At 63.4% G+C, this 16,967-nt stretch carries 12 protein-coding genes and 1 pseudogene; 4 read left to right on the top strand and 9 right to left on the bottom strand.

Translation table 11 applies throughout. The annotated features are described in order from the left end of the window. Positions 1 to 319: 319 nt before the first annotated feature. Positions 320 to 1,009, top strand: coding sequence for a lipopolysaccharide kinase InaA family protein (locus LJY18_RS01075; protein WP_238039888.1), 690 nt, complete (start codon positions 320 to 322; stop codon positions 1,007 to 1,009). Then, the gene (locus LJY18_RS01070) at positions 1,006 to 1,236 is read left to right on the top strand and encodes a hypothetical protein (protein WP_238039887.1); all 231 of its coding nucleotides are present in this window, start codon (positions 1,006 to 1,008) and stop codon (positions 1,234 to 1,236) included. The genes LJY18_RS01075 and LJY18_RS01070 overlap by 4 nt, the downstream gene beginning before the upstream one ends. Before the next feature lie 165 nt (positions 1,237 to 1,401). Here LJY18_RS01070 and LJY18_RS01065 read toward each other — a convergent pair whose 3' ends face one another. The 8 genes and pseudogenes from LJY18_RS01065 to LJY18_RS01035 all read right to left on the bottom strand — a co-directional run bounded on the left by LJY18_RS01065 (position 1,402) and on the right by LJY18_RS01035 (position 12,854). Next, positions 1,402 to 4,473, bottom strand: a complete 3,072-nt coding sequence (locus LJY18_RS01065) for a multidrug efflux RND transporter permease subunit (protein ID WP_238039886.1) — start codon at positions 4,471 to 4,473, stop codon at positions 1,402 to 1,404. 50 nt (positions 4,474 to 4,523) lie between these two features. Beyond that, a complete protein-coding gene (locus LJY18_RS01060; protein ID WP_238039884.1) occupies positions 4,524 to 5,651 on the bottom strand; it encodes an efflux RND transporter periplasmic adaptor subunit in 1,128 nt (375 codons plus the stop codon). 243 nt (positions 5,652 to 5,894) lie between these two features. Then, positions 5,895 to 6,599 carry a methyl-accepting chemotaxis protein gene (locus LJY18_RS22615; RefSeq protein ID WP_372866660.1) on the bottom strand — a complete coding sequence of 235 codons (705 nt, stop codon included), beginning with the start codon at positions 6,597 to 6,599 and terminating at the stop codon, positions 5,895 to 5,897. A 228-nt stretch (positions 6,600 to 6,827) separates the two neighbouring features. After that, positions 6,828 to 6,938: pseudogene (locus tag LJY18_RS22610) on the bottom strand (hypothetical protein); the annotation flags it as partial. A gap of 762 nt (positions 6,939 to 7,700) precedes the next feature. After that, on the bottom strand, positions 7,701 to 8,795 hold the full coding sequence (locus LJY18_RS01050) for a DUF1513 domain-containing protein (protein ID WP_238039881.1): 1,095 nt from the start codon (positions 8,793 to 8,795) through the stop codon (positions 7,701 to 7,703). Positions 8,796 to 8,807: 12 nt separating this feature from the next. Further along, positions 8,808 to 9,869 (bottom strand): imelysin family protein, encoded by a 1,062-nt coding sequence (locus LJY18_RS01045; RefSeq protein WP_238039880.1) that lies wholly within the window; start codon positions 9,867 to 9,869, stop codon positions 8,808 to 8,810. A 96-nt stretch (positions 9,870 to 9,965) separates the two neighbouring features. Then, on the bottom strand, positions 9,966 to 11,378 hold the full coding sequence (locus LJY18_RS01040) for a di-heme oxidoreductase family protein (RefSeq protein WP_238039879.1): 1,413 nt from the start codon (positions 11,376 to 11,378) through the stop codon (positions 9,966 to 9,968). A gap of 150 nt (positions 11,379 to 11,528) precedes the next feature. Then, positions 11,529 to 12,854 (bottom strand): imelysin family protein, encoded by a 1,326-nt coding sequence (locus LJY18_RS01035; RefSeq protein ID WP_238039878.1) that lies wholly within the window; start codon positions 12,852 to 12,854, stop codon positions 11,529 to 11,531. A gap of 206 nt (positions 12,855 to 13,060) precedes the next feature. On the opposite strand from LJY18_RS01035, the gene LJY18_RS01030 reads away from it, so the two are divergent. Continuing rightward, positions 13,061 to 13,633, top strand: coding sequence for a LemA family protein (locus LJY18_RS01030; protein ID WP_238039877.1), 573 nt, complete (start codon positions 13,061 to 13,063; stop codon positions 13,631 to 13,633). Between the two features lie 21 nt (positions 13,634 to 13,654). Beyond that, positions 13,655 to 14,533, top strand: a complete 879-nt coding sequence (locus LJY18_RS01025; RefSeq protein ID WP_238039876.1) for an E3 ubiquitin ligase family protein — start codon at positions 13,655 to 13,657, stop codon at positions 14,531 to 14,533. A 79-nt stretch (positions 14,534 to 14,612) separates the two neighbouring features. Here the strand turns inward: LJY18_RS01025 and LJY18_RS01020 are convergent, their stop codons facing one another. Continuing rightward, complete coding sequence (locus LJY18_RS01020) at positions 14,613 to 16,679, bottom strand: putative bifunctional diguanylate cyclase/phosphodiesterase (RefSeq protein WP_238039875.1); 2,067 nt, start codon at positions 16,677 to 16,679, stop codon at positions 14,613 to 14,615. Positions 16,680 to 16,967 lie beyond the last annotated feature (288 nt).

Here is a 16,967-nt window from a genome sequence, read left to right as displayed (position 1 = left end):
CGCGGCCTATTGCTTGCTGTGTTTCATCGCCTGGGTGCGCGTCGGTGCAATCTGGAAGCGCTTGTCTGGGCGGTACGATTCAACGCCTGACGCCTACGCGTGCCTTGCTATGGTGCGGAATTTGCTAGGAGTTCCAGTCCCGGTATAAGTGCAAAACCACGGGTCGCTGCGGCCATGCAGGCTGGGCCGTGTCAGCTTGGGGCGATGACGCACAGAGATGGGCGGGGGTTACATACCCGATTATCTGTTACTGACGGTGACTGACTCAGTCTACTGGCCGCGTGCGGTCAGCTTGAGGTTTGGCTTACAGGCGGATGAAATGACAGCAGCGCTGGCGTTCGAAACGTGGTGGCAACAGCAGGGTGAATGGGTCGAAGAACCGAATCATCGGCGCGGTGGCGAGAGCGGCGTGCAGCGTCTGTATCAGGACAATGGCCGAGTGCTCTATGCCAAGCGCCAGGTCGGGCACGTCTATCGCAGCCTGCGTTACCCCTTTGGACGACCCACGGTGTTGCGCGAGCGCGACGCCTTGTTGGCCCTGCCGCTGCTTGGCGTCAAGGCGGCGAAGCTGTTCTATTGCGACGTGCAGCGCGATGCTGCCGGGCTCTGGCGCGGTTTGCTGGTGACAGAGGCACTCAAGGGTTTTCAGCAGCTCGATCACTGGTATGCCGAGGGTGGCCGTGAGCGTTTCGGCAAGGCGGTGAACGAGCAATTGCTGGCGCAAGTGGCCGATATGCTGGCGCGGTTTCATCGGGCGGGCTGGCAGCATGGTTCCCTCTATCAAAAGCATCTGTTCGTGCGAGTCGAGCAGGTGGGTGAGCGGGTCGAGGTCGAAACGGCCTTGCTGGATCTGGAGAAAAGCCGGCGGCGTATCAGTAAGTTGCAGGCCGCCCGTCACGACATGCTGCAGCTTCAGCGCCATTCGTCGTGGAGTGCTGGTGATTGGGAGCGGCTGGTCTACCTTTACCAGCAAGCGTTTGGCAGCGCTATCAAGGGGTTGCGATCATGAAGTTAGAAATTGCTAGAGGTTTTTTTCTCGTCGCGGCGCTGGGCGTGGCTTCATTGGCTGCGGCCGCCTGGCATGAGCCAGGCCCGGTCATGCTGGGTAGTGCCGGTGGCCCGGAGCACTGCCCACTGCCACGCAAGGCCAGCATGGCGACGCAACAGCTCGCTCCGGATAAGGATTTGCTGCTGTTCATGTTCAGCCTGTCGCAGAGTCTGGCCGGGCAGAAGTGAGCGAGCGGTCCGCCTGACAAATCCTACGGTCATGCCAATGCCGTGCACTCGAGTCGAGTGCATGGCATTTCTTTTTCTGTTGACCAGGTTATCTGGCTGTTCAATCGGCTTGTTGTCATTGCAGCGCTGATATCGCCAGTCGCACGAGCGCCAATAGTCCGGGCATCACCCCCGGCTCGCGTCCCCGCTTACGGCTGCCGACACCGCAGCAGGCTCTGCGTCCGGCTTGGCCAGCAGGCTGTAGACGCAGGGCAGGACGAACAGGGTGAACAGGGTGCCGATCGTCATGCCGGTGGCGATCACCAGGCCGATGTCGAAACGACTCACCGCACCGGCGCCGGTGGCGAAGATCAGTGGAATCATGGCGAAGACCATGGCGGCGGTGGTCATCAGCACCGGCCGCAGGCGAATCGCCGCCGCCTCCTCGACTGCGGCGCGGCGTGACATGCCCTGGCTGCGGCGTAGCTGGTTGGCGAACTCGACGATCAGAATGCCATGCTTGGTGATCAGGCCGATCAGCGTCACCAGGCCCACCTGGGTGTAGATGTTCATGCTGGAGAAGCCGAGGAACAGCGGGATCAGCGCCCCACAGATCGACAGCGGCACCGTTACCAGGATCACCAGCGGATCGCGGAAGCTCTCGAACTGCGCCGCCAGTACCAGAAAGATCAGCGCCAGGGCCAGGCCGAAGGTGGCATACAGGGCGCTGCCCTCCTGAATGAACTGACGTGCAGTACCGGCATAGTCGGCGGCGAAGCCGGCCGGAGCCTCTTCGGCCATGATCTGCTGCACGGTGGCGATCGCTTCACCCATGCTGACGACAGGCATGCCCTGGATGATCGCCGAGTTGAGTTGCTGGAACTGGTTCAGCTGGGTTGGGCGCGCACGGTCGCTCACCGTGATCAGGGTCGATAACGGCAGCATCTCGCCACTTTCGCTCTTCACCTGATAGCTACCGAGCCAGTCCGGGTTATCGCGGTAGGCGCGCTCGACCTGGGCGATCACCTTATAGCTGCGGCCATCGATGGTGAAACGGTTGATCTCGCCCTCGCCGAGCAGGGTGGCCAAGGTCTGGCCGATATCCTCCATGGACACGCCCATCTGCGCCGCCTTGGCGCGGTCGATGTCGACCACCACCTCGGGCTTGTCGAAGGCCAGGTCGATGTCGAGGAAGGCGAACTTGCCAGAGGCCAGGGCACGTTGCTTGACCCGCTCGGTAACCTGCAGCAGCGACTCGTAATCGTTCGGCGTATTGATCACGAACTGGAAGGGCAAACCGCTGCCGGTACCCGGCAGGGACGGCAGGTTGAAGCCGAAGATCTGCAGGCCGGCGACCTGGCTGAGGCGCGCCTGCACCTGCGGCAGGATCTCCATCTGGGTACGCTCGCGCTCGTTCCAGGGGGTCAGCAAGAAACCGCCGATACCCGATTGCACGCCGTTGAACCCGTTGATCTGGAACGAGGAGTAGTACTCGGGGAACTCCTTGAAAATCTCGACGAACTCATCGGTATAGCGATTCAGGTACTGGAGGTTGGTCGGTTGCGGTGCATTGCTCATGAGAAAGACGATGCCCCGGTCTTCGTCGGGCGCCAGTTCGCTCTTGGTGAACATCAGCAGCAGCGGAATCAGGCACAGCACGATCAGGGCGAACACCAGCACCACCGGGCGAGTGTCCAGGGTGCCGTGCAGGGTGTGCTGGTAGCGCCGCTTGAGCCGCGCGAACAGCACATCGAGACGATGGGCCAGACCGCTGGGGTTTTCGTCGTGGCGCAGCAGCTTGGCGCACATCATCGGCGACAGGGTCAGGGCGACGATGCCGGAGATGATCACCGCGCCGGCCAGGGTCAGGGCGAATTCCTTGAACAGGGCCCCGGTCAGGCCTTCGAGGAAGCCGATCGGCGCATAAACCGCTGCCAGGGTGATGGTCATCGACACCACCGGCATGGCTATCTCGCGGGCGCCTTCGATGGCGGCTGCGAAGGGTGTCTTGCCTTGCTCGATATGCCGGTGGATGTTCTCCACCACGACAATGGCGTCGTCCACCACCAGGCCGATGGCCAGCACCATGGCCAGCAAGGTCAGTAGGTTGATCGAGTAGCCCATCAGTTGCATGAAGAACAGCACGCCGATCATCGACAACGGAATGGTGATCACCGGGATCAGCACCGAGCGCAACGCGCCGAGGAACAGGAACACCACGACGATGACGATCAGCACCGCCTCAAGCAGCGTTTTCACCACCTCATCGATGGACACCTGGATGAACAGGGTGGCGTCGTAGGCGATGGACACCTGGAGGCTGGGCGGAAGCTGCGCCTCAATCTCGGGCATGATCTTGCGGACTTCCTTGATCACGTCCAGCGGGTTGGCGCTCGGCGTGCCCTTGATGGCGATATAGACCGAGGGCGTACCATCGAAGGAGCTGATTGCGTCGTAGCTCTGTGCGCCCATCTCCACCCGTGCCACATCGCCGAGTAGCACCCGGCCGTCGCCGAGGGTTTTCAGCGGGATGGCGGCGAAGGCATCGGGGGATTTCAGGTCGGTTTCGGCATTGATGCTGGTGACCACGTATTCGCCCTGGACTTCGCCAGCGGCGGCGAGGAAGTTGTACTGGCGCACCGCAGCGTTGACGTCACTGGCGGTCAGTTGGTAGGCGGCCATCTTCAGCGGGTCGAGCCACAGGCGCATGGCGAACACCTGATTGCCGAGGATTTCGGCTTCGGCCATGCCCGGCAGGGTCGCGAGCTTGGGCTGGATGACCCGCGACAGGTAGTCGGTGATCTGTGGGTTGGACAGTTCATCACTGTAGAAACTGATGTACATCAGCGCCGAGGCGTCAGCCGCCTGCTTGCTCAGCACCGGGTCTTCGGCGTCCTGCGGCAGCCGGTTCTTCACCTCGTTGGCCTTGGCCAGCAGCTCGGTGAACAGGCGATCGCTGTCGGCGCCGATGCGGGCATAGATGGATACGGTCGAGACGTTCTGCCGGCTCACCGAAGTCATGTAGTCGATGCCTTCGGCGCTGGCCAGGCTCTGTTGCAGGGGCTGGGTGATGTAGCCCTGGATGGTCTCGGCATTGGCGCCCGGGTAGGCGGTGGTGACCGTGATCAGGGCGTTCTCCATCTGCGGGTACTGGCGGATGGTCAGTTTGTCGAAGGCCTGCAGGCCAAGCAGGATGATCAGCAGGCTGACCACGGTCGCCAGCACCGGGCGACGGATAAAGGGATCGGTCAAAGCCATGGGGCAGTTCCTTTACGCCAGCCGCGCCCTGCGCGGCTTGCTGGATTGTGCTATTCGGCGGTTTCGACGGCACCGGCGACGATCACTACACGGGCGCCGTTATCCAGCTTGAGCTGGCCAGCGCTGACCACTTGTTCGCCGGCCTGCAGGCCCTTGAGAATCACCACCTGGCCTTCGCGGCGTTCGCCCGTCTCGATGAAGCGGCGCTCGACCTGCAGGATCGGTTGACCGTCGGCGGCGTTGGCCGGGCTGGCTTCACCGGCAGGCTGTGCTTCGATCACGTACACCGAATTGCCGTACAGGGTGTAGGTGATGGCGGTTTCCGGCACCAGCACCTGCGGTGTCTCGTCGCCGAGCAGCACCTGCAGGTTGGCGAACATGCCGGGCAACAGCTTTTCGTCCGGGTTAGCCAGCCGGGCGCGCACCAGCAGGTTGCGCGTGGTCGCCTCGACCTTGGGGTTGAGCGCAACGACCTGACCGTCGAACACCTCGTCGGGATAGGCCGCTACCTGGACGCGCACACCTTGGCCGATAGCCAATTGCGGCACGTTCTGTTCCGGCAGGAAGAAGTCGACGAACAGGTTCGACAGGTCCTGCAGGGTGGCAATAGTGGTGCCGGATTCCAGGTAGTCGCCGACGTCGATCTGGCGGATGCCGATAGTGCCGGCGAATGGCGCGAGGATGCGCTTCTTGGCCAGGGTGGCTTGCAGTTGGGCGACGCTGGCATTGGCTTTCTGCAGTTCAGCGGAGAGCCGATCAAATTCGCTCCTGGAAATGGCCTGGCGGTTGACCAGGTTGCGGCCGCGTTGGTACTCGACCCGCGCCAGGCCCAGTTCGGCCAGGGCGGTGCCCAGGCTGGCCTGTTCCACCTCGTTGTCCATCTGGATCAACGGTTGGTCGAGACTGACCTTCTCGCCGGATTGGAACAGCACATCGCGCGCGATGCCGGCGACTTCGACAGTCAGATCGATACCCTGGAAGGCCTTCAGCGTACCTATGGCCGATAGGCGGCTCTGCCAGGGCCGCTCGACGGCTTCTGCCGCATTGACACTGATCGGCGGCCGCGGGGCGGCAAATTGCTGGACTTCCTGGTAGATGGCCAGGCCTTTATAGGCGGCGAGGGCGAGCACCACGAGGGCAACCACGCCCAGCATGATCAACATGCGGCGGAGCAACATATTCCGGTTCCTTGGCGAGACAGATTGGACCTGGGAATAGGCTAGAGGGCACCTTAGTACTCCGGCCGAAACAAGTCAAAACGCCGCTTTTTGCAATCAACTGCCGGGCACTCCTTGGCTGTTGCACTGCTGTGCCAGCCAGGTGCTTGGGCATGCTGGCGCCTCGTCGCACGGTCGAGACCGGTGCTTATAACGGGCGAGCTGAATACCGGTGAGCGCACTTGAGCGGGGCAGGGACTGGGGTTAGGCGCTCAGGCGTTGGGTGACTTCGCTGAGCTGGCTGGATAGCGCGTTCAGGTTCTGGCTGGCGGCTTCGGTGCGCTGGACGTTTTCCTGGTTGGTGGTAGCGATTGCGGTGATCTCGGTGAGGTTGCGCGAGATATCTTCGGCCACCGAGGTCTGCTCCTCAGCGGCCGTGGCGATCTGCCGATTCATGTCGCGGATCGCTTCCACTGCCTGGGTGATGCGCTGCAGCATGACGCCGGCTTCGGTAACCTGTTCGACGCCTTCGTCACTGCGGCTCTGGCCGCTCTCGATGGCGCGCACGGCATTCACCGCGCCGGTCTGCACCGTGTCGATGATCTGGTGAATCTCGGCGGTGGATTCGGCGGTGCGCTGGGCCAGGGTGCGCACTTCATCGGCGACCACGGCGAAGCCCCGGCCGGCTTCGCCTGCCCGCGCGGCCTCGATGGCGGCGTTGAGGGCGAGCAGGTTGGTCTGCTCGGCAATCCCGCGGATCACTTCGAGTACCTTGCCGATGCGCCCGCTGTCAGTTTCCAGGCGACGGAGCACCTCGGCGGTGTTGGCAATCTCGCCGCGCATTGCGGTGATAGAGGTGATCGTCGACTGCATGACCTGTCCGCCCTGTTGCGCGGAACGGTCGGCGTCGTCCGCCGCGTTCGCGGCCTCGGCGGCATGGCGCGCGACTTCCTGGGCGGTGGCGGACATCTGGTTCATCGCCGTGGCTGCCTGGTCGGTGCGCGAGAATTGATCGCGGGTGCCTTGGGCCATCAGTGTCGCGATGGTGTTCAGGTCGCCGCTGGCGTTGTCCAGGTTGGTGGTGCTGCGCTGCAGGCGGGCGAAGGTGTCGGCGAGAAAATCACGCAAGGTGTTGGCGGCCACGGCCAGGTGGCCGAGCTCGTCGTGACGGCTGGTATCGACCTGCTGGCCGAAGTTGCCGTGGCTGAGCTGGGTAATGTGCTTGATCAGCTCGCGAATCGGGTTGATCAGGTTGCGATTGACCAGCCACAGGCTGAACAGCCCTACCGCCAGGCTGGACAGCAGCATGACCGCCAAACCGATTTGCAGGGTGCGATCGGCCGCGGCGCTGATCGTCGCCGCCTGGGTCAGCCCTTGCTCGCCCAGCTGTTGCACCAATGCGCTCATCTGCTCGCTGGCCGCCCGGTCGATGCCTTTGACTGCTGCATCGCCCGCGCTCGGGTCGGCACCCGCCGCGACAAAGGCGTCATAGCCCTGGCGGTAGGCACGCCCCATGCTCTGGTGTTCGTTGCGCAGTTGCTCGACCTGGCGTTGCAACCCGGCAATCTGCTGGCGGTCGGCGACCTCCAGCAGTTGTCCCAGCACATCCTGAACCCTGCTTTCCTGCGCCTGGAAGCGTCCCCAGTATTTATCCAGGTCGGCCGGGTTCTTGCCGCGCAGCAGCACGTTCTTCCACTCCTGAACCTGGGTTTTGAATTCAACGTTGGCAGTGTCCACCAGCCGGGAGGCATGCAGAGGTCCGTTGATCAGCCCGCGGTAAGCGTCGATGCCATTGGAGAGGAAGTTGAAGCTGGCCAGTGCGACCAGCAGAACCAGCAGCAGGCTGCTACCCAGGAGGGTGAGGATCTGGCCGCGTAGTGAATTTTTTAACATGCTCTATGCCTCGTCGTAGCAAAGGAAGTCAGGGTCCGGGCTGTCAGGATATCGAGGCGATGTGACTTCCATGTGCGGTGAGCGCAGCGCGGGGTACTGTTAGTCAGATGTCGGCATCGCGCGGCTATTCTTAAATGCTGGCCGCGTCAGATTTCGGCTGGTCATCAACGCCGCCGGTCAAGTCAGGCGCAGGTGGTTGTCCCAAAGGCCTGCCGGCAGTTGCAGCGGCTGAGTCAGAATCCGTTCGCCGCGACAATCGTAGCGGCGACAGCGGCCAATGCCCGCACTGACCACGAAGCCCTCGGGCACCGCGCCGACGCCGGCGCAATCGGGTAGTGCCGCATCCAGGCGCAACTCGGCACTGTCCAGGTCCCAGATGAACACCCGGTTGCCGCGTGGTGCGGTCAGCGCCAGCAGGCGCAGGTCGTCGTGGATCGCCAGGCTGGCGGTGTACTGGTTCATCTCCAGGCGTTGTGCCTCGGCCAGGGGGAAGGGCTGGAAGGCTTGGCCGGGGCGCTTGATCGCCAGCAGAGGCGCCACGTCGCCGGGTTCGCCCATGTATTGCTGGCCGCTGACCACAGTGCCGTCGCTGGCGACCGCCAGGTGACGCACGCTGTTCATGCGTTCGGGCAGCTGCTCCTTGCTGAGCAGGGTACCGTCGCGCTGGAGCAGGACCAGGCTGGACTCCATGGTGTCGAGGTTCATTTCCACCCGGCTGTCGGCTTCGGTGCGGATACCGCCGTTAGCCACCACCAGGGTCTCGCCATCGGCCTGCCAGAGCAGTTGGTGCGGACCCAGGCCGTGACTCGACAGTTCGCCAGTGCGTTGCAGTTGTAGAGCCTGCAGGCGATAGACGCCAATCACCCCCTGGCCGGGATCGCTGGTGTCGTTCTCGGTGGTGTACAGCCACTCACCGTCTTGGTGGAATACCGCATGGCCGAAGAAGTGCCGTTGGGCCGGTGTGTGCAGGGTTTGCAGCAGGTGGCCGTCGCGGGTATCGATCAGGTAGCTCTGGGTGCTGGGCCGGCGGCCGACGAACAACGCCAGCGGCAGGCTGGGGTGTGGCACCACGTCGTGACAGCGTTCGCTGACCGGGGTGGCGAATACCTGGCTGCCATCCAGGCGATAACCCACTGCAAAGTGTTTACCGGCGGCATTGTTGCGCGCCGACAGCAGCAGGGGCTGCGCGCCGGTGTCGCTCAGGGTCCAGCCGGCAAAGGCACCGGCAGCCAGGGCTGCGCCGGTCAGGCCGAGAAAGGCTCTGCGCTTCATCAGAGGGTTCTCCTAGTCGCCGTCGTGGGAGTTGAAACCCATCTGGATGCCGAGGGTTTTTGCCAGCTCGGTTTCATGCAGGCGGTGCAAGGTATTGAGGCTGTCATACAGCGCGTTCAGCTCGCTGCGACCGGCCGGGTCGGCGAGCAGCTCGCCGAGGGGGCGTTGCAGGGCGGCAAGGCGTTGGCGGGTATCGCTGTAGGCGGCGTCGATGCGCTGTTGCAGGGCAGACTGATCACTGCTCAGCAGGGCTTGCAAGCCGTCCTGCTCGGCGCCGCGCCAGATGCGTTCGGCGCTGGCCAGGCCGGCCGCCAGGTTGGCCAGGCTGGCCTGGCTGCGCCACGCCTCGGCCTGATACGGCTGCGGCTGGCCTTTGCTCTGTCGGCCGAGTGGGGTGCCGAGTTTCTTTTTCAGGCCGTCGATGGCGTTGACCTGGGTGCGCAGCAACTCGGCTACGGCTTCGCCAGGCTCGGCGTAGCGCTCGTTGGGAAAGCCTTGCAGCTGCGCGACCATCCCGTCCTCGGCTTGCCAGCGATCGAGTACGTCGGCTGCCAGGGCTTGCTGGTGCTGACCGATAGCGACCAGGAGGGGGCAGTAACGGGTCTTCTGCTCGGCATTGCCGAGGTCGATGGCCGAGTCGTACACCAGGTATTCGTAAGCGGTCAGGCCCTGCACCACCACACTGGATTTATCCAGGTCGGCGGGCGTCAGCTCGGGTTTGTTCTTGAGCAGTGCTTCGACCTGGCGCGCCACCAGATTCTTCTTGTCCGGCCAGAACTGGACCTGCCAGGCACGGTTGCCCTCGGCCAGCGGGCCGATCAGCAGCGGCTGCAGGCTGGCCCAGGCGCTTTGCGCCGTGAGGAAGGCCTGGCGTGCCTCGCCCAGGGTTTGCTCATCGGCGCAGAAGGCCCGGCCGCTGCTGGCCAGCTGTCGGTTGGTTTCGGTCCAGGTGCTGTAGGCCGGCAGCAGTACGCCGTTGGCCAGGGCGCTGCTGACACCCTGCTGCGGATCAGTGGGCGTGCAGGCGGCGAGTGTCAGGCTCAGCAGGGCGAGGGTGATGGGTGAACGGATCATGCGCGGCTCCTTGGCGAGTGTTTACACATTACTGCGCTTGGCCCTGTTGCGTTGAAATCAGCCCGGCCATCGCTCGCTACTTGTGTAAACACCCTCTTACAGCGAATTCAAGAAAGCCAGCAGCGCGGCACGCTGCTGGGCGGAAAAACTCAGTACTTGCTGCTTGGCCGTCTCGGCTTCGCCGCCGTGCCAGGCAATCGCTTCCAGCAGGTTGCGCGCCCGGCCGTCGTGAAGATACTGCGTGTGGCCGCTGACCCTTTCGGTGAGGCCTATGCCCCATAGCGGCGGCGTGCGCCATTCTTGTCCAGTGGCGAGAAATTCGCTGCGGTTATCCGCCAAACCTTCCCCCATGTCGTGTAGCAGCAGGTCGGTGTAGGGACGAATCAGCTGGTCAGCCAGCTCTGGCTCGGCGGCATCGCTGGCGGTGGTGAATTGTGGGCTGTGGCAGCGCTGACAACCCGCCTGGTGGAACAGGCTCTTGCCCTCGAGTACCGCAGGCGCATCGACATCGCGCCGCGCCGGCACCCCCAAGTTGCGGCTGTAGAACAGCACGCTGGCGAGAATGCTGTCGCTGACTTCCGGTTCGCCGCCGTTGTTGGCGGTACGGCAATCGGTTTGCGCTGGCGTGCAGTCGTCCGCGGCCATCAATGAGCTGGTCAGGCCCATGTCGCCGGCGAAGGCGTGGGCATTCTGCTGGTTGAGCGTCGGTTGCCCGGCCTTCCAGCCGAAGCGGCCGAGGACAGTTTGCTCCAGGGCATCGTCCCAAACCCGGTTGGCGCGCCCGGAGATGCCGTCACCATTGCTGTCGTCCGGGTCGGCATTGGCCAGGATTGCCGCTGCGGGGATGGCTTCGAGCAGTCCCAGGCCGATCATCGGCGGGGCGATGCGGGCGGAGACGCGGGTATCGGCATGCAGCGGACCATAGCCGAGCTGGCTGATGTCCAGTTGCGGATGGCGCAACTCAATCGCGCTGCCATCGGCCAAGTACAGCTTGTGCAGGCTGTAGCTGACCCGCACTTTGCCCTCGGGGGCAACGCCGGGATTGGCCATGTCTTGCAGTTGGCTGCCGTAGGTCGGTTCGGCCAGAACGCCCAGGCGCTCGATGATTGCCGCGTGCTCGTTTCCCGCGGGTAGCGAGAGGCGCACCAGCATGGAGGCGGCGCTAACGGCATCCGGCGCCGGGGGGTGGCCGCGGCCGTCCTTGATGTGGCAGTTCTGGCAGGCGTTGGTGTTGAACAGCGGCCCCAGGCCGTCGCGCGCGATGGTGGTCGCCGGGGCTATCACCCAGGGATTGCGGAAAAAGCTGTTGCCGACGCTGAAGTCCAGGCGACGTGAGGGTGGCAGATTGGCCGAGGGCAGGGAGAAGGCATTCTGGTCGTGCCTGAACACGGTGGCATTGCCGGCCGACAGCGCTTCACCCGGCTCGGCCTGGGTAAAACGGGGTGACTGATCACAGCCTGCCAGGCCCAGGAACAGGCCCAGGAGCAGGTGGGGGAGCGGGGCACGCATCGACAGGAGTCCATGGCAGGAAAATCAGGCAGGCAAGCCTAGCAGGCTGCCTGAGATTAAATAAGACGGATTTGCGTTAGCGTTGGTGGCGAAAAGTCGCAGACAGAACAGCCCGGACGATCGTGCGATCACCCGGGCTGGCTGGCGGACTTAGAAGCTGTGGTCGGCAGTCTCCGGGTTGAGATCGCCGATACCCAGCTTGCCCGCGACCTGTTCGATGGCGTCGGTCTGTTTGACCAGGGCGGTAATGGCGTCGCGTACGATCTGCTGGCCGGCGGCGTTGTCGGCCGCGATCAGTTGGTCGAAGTGCTGGCCGTTATTGGCGCTGTCGACCAGGGCCTGCAATTTGGCTTCAGTCGCGGCGAGGTCGGCTTGCAGCGTGCTGTCTGCCTGTGCATCCACCTTGGCCACCAGCGCGGACAGGCTCGGGCCGGTCAGGATTGTGCCGTCGGCCCTGAGGTATTCGCCCAGGTAAACGTTACGAATGCCTTTGCCATCGTAGAAATGCGAGTTGTGGGTGTTGTCGCTGAAGCAGTCTTGCTCGTCTTCGGTGGAGTTGGCTTCCAGGGCGACCTTCATGCGCTCACCCGCCAGTTCGCCGAGGGACAGGCTACCCATGCCGAAGAGCATCTTGCGCAGGCCGTTCTCGGCCGACTCCGCTTGCAGGCTGGCGCGGTAGTTGTCCGCCACGCCGGCCTGCCATTGGCCGACCATTTCCTTCAGGTCGCTGACCAGCAGTTCGCTGGCGGCCTTGAGGAAGGCGCGGCGGCGCTCGTTGTTGCCGCCGGTGGCGCCTGCGCCGACCACGAAGTCGGTGGCTGGACGCGCGCCTGCACCCGGGTTGCTGCCATTCAGATCCTGGCCCCAGAGCATGAATTCGATAGCGTGGTAGCCGGTGGCGACGTTGGCTTCGGAGCCACCCAGTTCGTTCAGGCTGGCGAGCAGTTCCGGGGTGATGGTGGTCACGTCGAGCATGTCTTCGCCGACCTGGATCTGCGTGTTGGCGATGATGTTGGCAGTGGCGCCCGGGTTGCCCAGGGCATGCTGGTAGTCGGCCGCCACGTAATCAATCAGACCTTCGTCCAGCGGCCAGGCATTGAGTTGGCCTTCCCAGTCGTCGACCACGGCATTGCCGAAGCGGAAGACCTCGGACTGCATGTAGGGCACCCGTGCAGCCAGCCAGGCGGCGCGAGCGGCTTGCAGGGTGGCGTCAGTCGGGTTGGCGAGCAGTGCGTCGATCGCGGTCTGCAGCGCCGTGCCGGTGCTGGCGGCGTCGCTGAATACGGCCAAAGCCAGGTCAGCATAGTGGGCGACCACGGCGCTGGCAGCGGCTTCGTCGAAGTGGTTGGTCGCGGCTGCCGGGGTGCTGGCGACAGGTGCTGGGGTTTGGCTGACAGGTGCCTTGTCTTCGCCGCAGCCGGCGAGGGAAATAGCGATGGCCAGCAAGCCGGCGGAAGCCAGGGGCATACGAATCATGAAGAAATCCTTTGCATAGAGGAGATGGCTATACGCAGATGCGTACGCAAAGCTTCACAATAATGCGAAAGATTTGCATTTTGCGCAAAGGGTTATTGCGATTAAATCGCATAAACTCGTGCGCCGGGTCTCTGTCTCGACAGGCCGGTGCCGTTAGAATGCCATCATCCCTTCGCAGTCATGGCCGCCGTTATGGAGCAAGCCGCATGAGTCTAACCACTGTTGCCGTCCTCGTGATTCTGAGCCTTATCGCCGCCTACGCGGTGATTCTCTACAACGCCCTGGTGCGTTTGAAGCACGGGCTGAGCAAGGCCTGGGCGAATATCGATGTGTTGCTCAAGCAACGCCACGAAGAACTGCCCAAGCTGGTGGAAACCTGCAAGCAGTACATGCAGTACGAGGGCCGTACCCTGGAGCGGGTGATTGCCGCGCGCAATGCCGTCGCCAGTGCCCGCGAGCAGCATGATCTGGGTGCGCTGGGCAAGGCCGAGAGTGGTTTGCGTGCTGGTCTTGGGCAGCTTTTTGCGCTGGCCGAGAACTACCCGCAATTGAAGGCCAATGACAGTTTTCAGCACCTGCAGCTGCGCATCAGTGGCCTGGAAAACGGCATCGCCGACCGCCGCGAGCTGTACAACGAGGCGGTCAACCTGAACAACGTGCGCATCGAGCAGTTCCCAGATGTATTGATCGCCCGGGGGTTTGCCTTCAAGGCGGGCGAGTTGCTGGAGTTCAGCGATGCGGAGAAGGCTGACGTCGATCTCAAATCGCTGTTCAGTTAAGCCGTGGCGTTCGAAGGGCTATTGCTCAGCCTATTGTTCAGCGGCGGCGCGACTCTCGGTGGCGCCTGGTGGAGCCTTAAACGCTGGTCTCAGGCGCGCCATCTACTGGACACGCCGACCTCGAAGATCCGTTCGGCGGCCCAGGGCTATGCCGAATTCTATGGCGTGCTGGCCGAGTTGGCCGATGCGCCACTGCGTGCGCCACTGACCGGCAAGGCGTGCCTGTGGTGGCGCTTCAAGATCGAGGAGTACCAGTCCAGCGGCAAGAAGCGCAGTTGGCGGGTGGTCGACAGCGCCAGCAGCGAAGCCTGGCTGCGCTTGCGCGATGGCACCGGCGACTGCCTGATCGATCCGTGCGGCGCCGAGGTTCGCCCGGCGATCCGCGAAGTCTGGCAAGGCAACCTGCGCCACCCGATGGCGTCAGCGAAGAGTGGGTCGCTCAGCTGGTTGGGCAGCGGCAAGCGTTATCGCTACAGCGAGGAGCGCTTGCAGGTCGGCCAGCCGCTGTATGCCATAGGCGATTTCCGCAGCAGTGGCGGCGGTCGTCAGGCCCGCGATCTGGAGGCGGCGCAGAGCGCCGTGATCCGTGAGTGGAAGGGCGAATTCAGTGGTCTGTTGCAGCGTTTCGACAGTGACCGCAACGGTCAGCTGGACGAACAGGAGTGGCACCGCGTGCGTCTGGCTGCGCAGCTGGAGGCCGAAGACCGGCACCGTCAGCAGAGTACGCAGCCGGCGCAGCACCATCTGGGCAAACCTGCCGAGTCGCGGCCGTTCATCCTGGCCAATGCCGGCGAAGACGAACTGGCGCGGTATTTCCATTGGCAGGCAGTCGGCGCCGCCGCGCTCTGCCTGGTCGGGGCTTTGGCGACGGCCTGGTTGCTCGGGGTGAGGGTGCTGTAGCCGGGGTGGTCTGCGCCTGCCGCGGATCGCTGCGCTGGGCCAAGGCGGATCGCCGCCTGGCCCAGCCTGCAGCCGGTGCCTACAGGGTGGCCGGGTTGGTGACGGCCTGGTTGATGCGCCGGGACTGCTTGAGAAAGAGCAGCAGTTCGCGGGCCGGCAGCGGTTTGCTGTAGAAGTAGCCCTGACCTTCGTTGCAGCCCTGGGCAATGATATAGGTCTCTTGCTCGACCGTTTCCACGCCCTCGGCGATTACCTGCATGCCCAGGCTCTTGCCGAGCTGGATGATGGCACGCACGATGGTGGCGTCGTCTTCGTCATCGAGCAGATCCTGGACGAAGCTCTTGTCGATCTTGATCTTGTCCAGCGGCAGGCTTTTCAGGTAACTCAGCGAGGAGTAGCCGGTGCCGAAGTCGTCAATCGCGATCAGTGCCCCGGAGCGGCGCAGGCTGAGCAGGTGCTGGGCTGCGGTGGTGATGTCTTCCATCAGGCCGGTTTCGGTGACTTCCAGTTCCAGGCTGCGCGGTGGCAGGCGATAGACCTGCATCAGGTTGTTGACCACCCGCGGCAGTTCGGCGTGATGCAACTGCACGGTGGACAGGTTGATTGCCATGCGCAGCTCGCTGAAGCCCTGGTCGTGCCATTCGCGCAGTTGTCTGCAGGACTGGTCGAGGACCCACTCGCCGATCGCGATGATGGTGCCATTCTGCTCGGCTAGCGGGATGAACAGGTCCGGCGGTACCAGGCCGTGTTGCGGATGCTGCCAGCGCAGCAGCGCCTCGACCCCGACTATCCGGTGATCGCGGTAGTCCACCTGGGGTTGATACACCATGAACAGTTGGTTGAGGGCCAGGGCTTCGCGCAGGTCCTTCTCCAGCTCACGGCGACGGCGCATCTCGCTGTCGACGCTGGCGATATAGAACTGGTAGCGATTGCGCGAGCGGCTTTTGGCCAGGGTCATGGTCTGTTCGGCTTTCTGCAGCAGCTTCTCGGTGCTGTCGCCGTCTTCCGGGAACAGGGTGATGCCGATGGTGGCGCGCAGGCGCACTTCCTGTTGATCGAGCATGAAAGGACGCTCCAGGTCATCGAGGATGCTTTGCGCCAGCTCGGCGGCTTCATAGGGCTGCTCGATGTCGGCTTGCACCAGGGCGAACTGGTCACCACCCAGGCGGGCCAGGGCGCCGAGGCGACCGCTGTGGCTGCGCAGGCGGTCGGACAGGGCCAGGAGTAACTGGTCGCCGGTCTGGTAGCTGAACTGTTCGTTGATGCCCTTGAAGTCGTCCAGGCCGACGCAAAGTATGGCAACCCGGCGCTGCAGGCGGCCGGCATCATGGAGGATCTGGTCGAGTTGCTGTTGCAGTTGTTGCCGGTTCGGCAGGCCAGTGAGGAAGTCGTACTGCGCCATACGCAGCAGGCTGTTTTCCGCTTCGCGGCGCAGGTGCGTGTTGCGCTCGATGGATGAGAGCAACTGATTGGCCGTGTTGATCCACAGGCCCAGTTCGTTTTTCTCGTTGCCGGCGAGCATCGGCAGCTTGTGTGCGCTGGGTCGATCCGGGTTGATCTGACTGAGGTGCTCGATGATTTTCGACAGGGGTTTGGTCAAGAGCCAATGGTAGACCAGGTACAGCACCAGGCCCATGGCCAGCGCGCGGAGCACCCCGGCAATGAAGATGACCACCGAGCTGGTGATGAAACTCTCGCCGTAGCGCGCGGTGTCGAGGGTAATGCTGAGGTCGCCGTAATACTCGCTGTAGGGGCCGCGGCCCACCAGCTTGGTGGTGAAATTCTGTTCCTGGCCGAGAATCGGGTCGGTCAGCCAGCGGGTGGGCAGTGGCGCCAGGTCGCGGGACTTTTCCGCAAGCATTGGCTCGTTGGGATGGCCGATGGACGCCACCCGTACCGATTCGTGCTGGAACAGGCCTTCGATGACCTGCATGCCCATTTCGCGATCCAGACTGTAAACCGCCTGGGTCGAGGGGTCGCGAAACATGCCGAGAATGCGCTGGGCATCGTTGGTCACTGCCTGGCGGGTCTTGTAAGCATCGAAGACAATTTGCGCGCAGCTCAATACCACCCCAACGGCAAGCGCCGAAAGCAGCACTACACGTAGCAGCTTCAGAGACAGGCTGTTCTTGAGTTCCAGCTTCAAATGGCGGTTCCTTGTTCGATGCCAGAGGCGTCAGACCGCTGTGAGTATTAGCAAACTCGCGGTTGCCGTCAAAGGGCCATTACATCAATACCCAACAGTCTACCGGGTGAACCGCGCTGGCACGGTTGCGGCAGGGTGTTGGCAGCCTCTCCAGTATGTCGGTGCGATGGGCCTAATACTTGAGCGGTAGCTGCAGATTTCGTTCATTGACCACTGCGTCGCGGCCTGCCCGGCGAACCGGCTGGCATGTCGAGTCCGGCATCGATCCTGCTCTGTAGTCAGGGCGAG

Origin of the sequence: Pseudomonas sp. MMS21 TM103, assembly GCF_022132145.1 — a bacterium.
In the GTDB taxonomy this organism is placed as follows: domain Bacteria; phylum Pseudomonadota; class Gammaproteobacteria; order Pseudomonadales; family Pseudomonadaceae; genus Aquipseudomonas.
The sequence above is the reverse complement of the archived record's forward strand: the minus strand, read 5'-3'. Positions and strand labels throughout refer to the sequence as shown.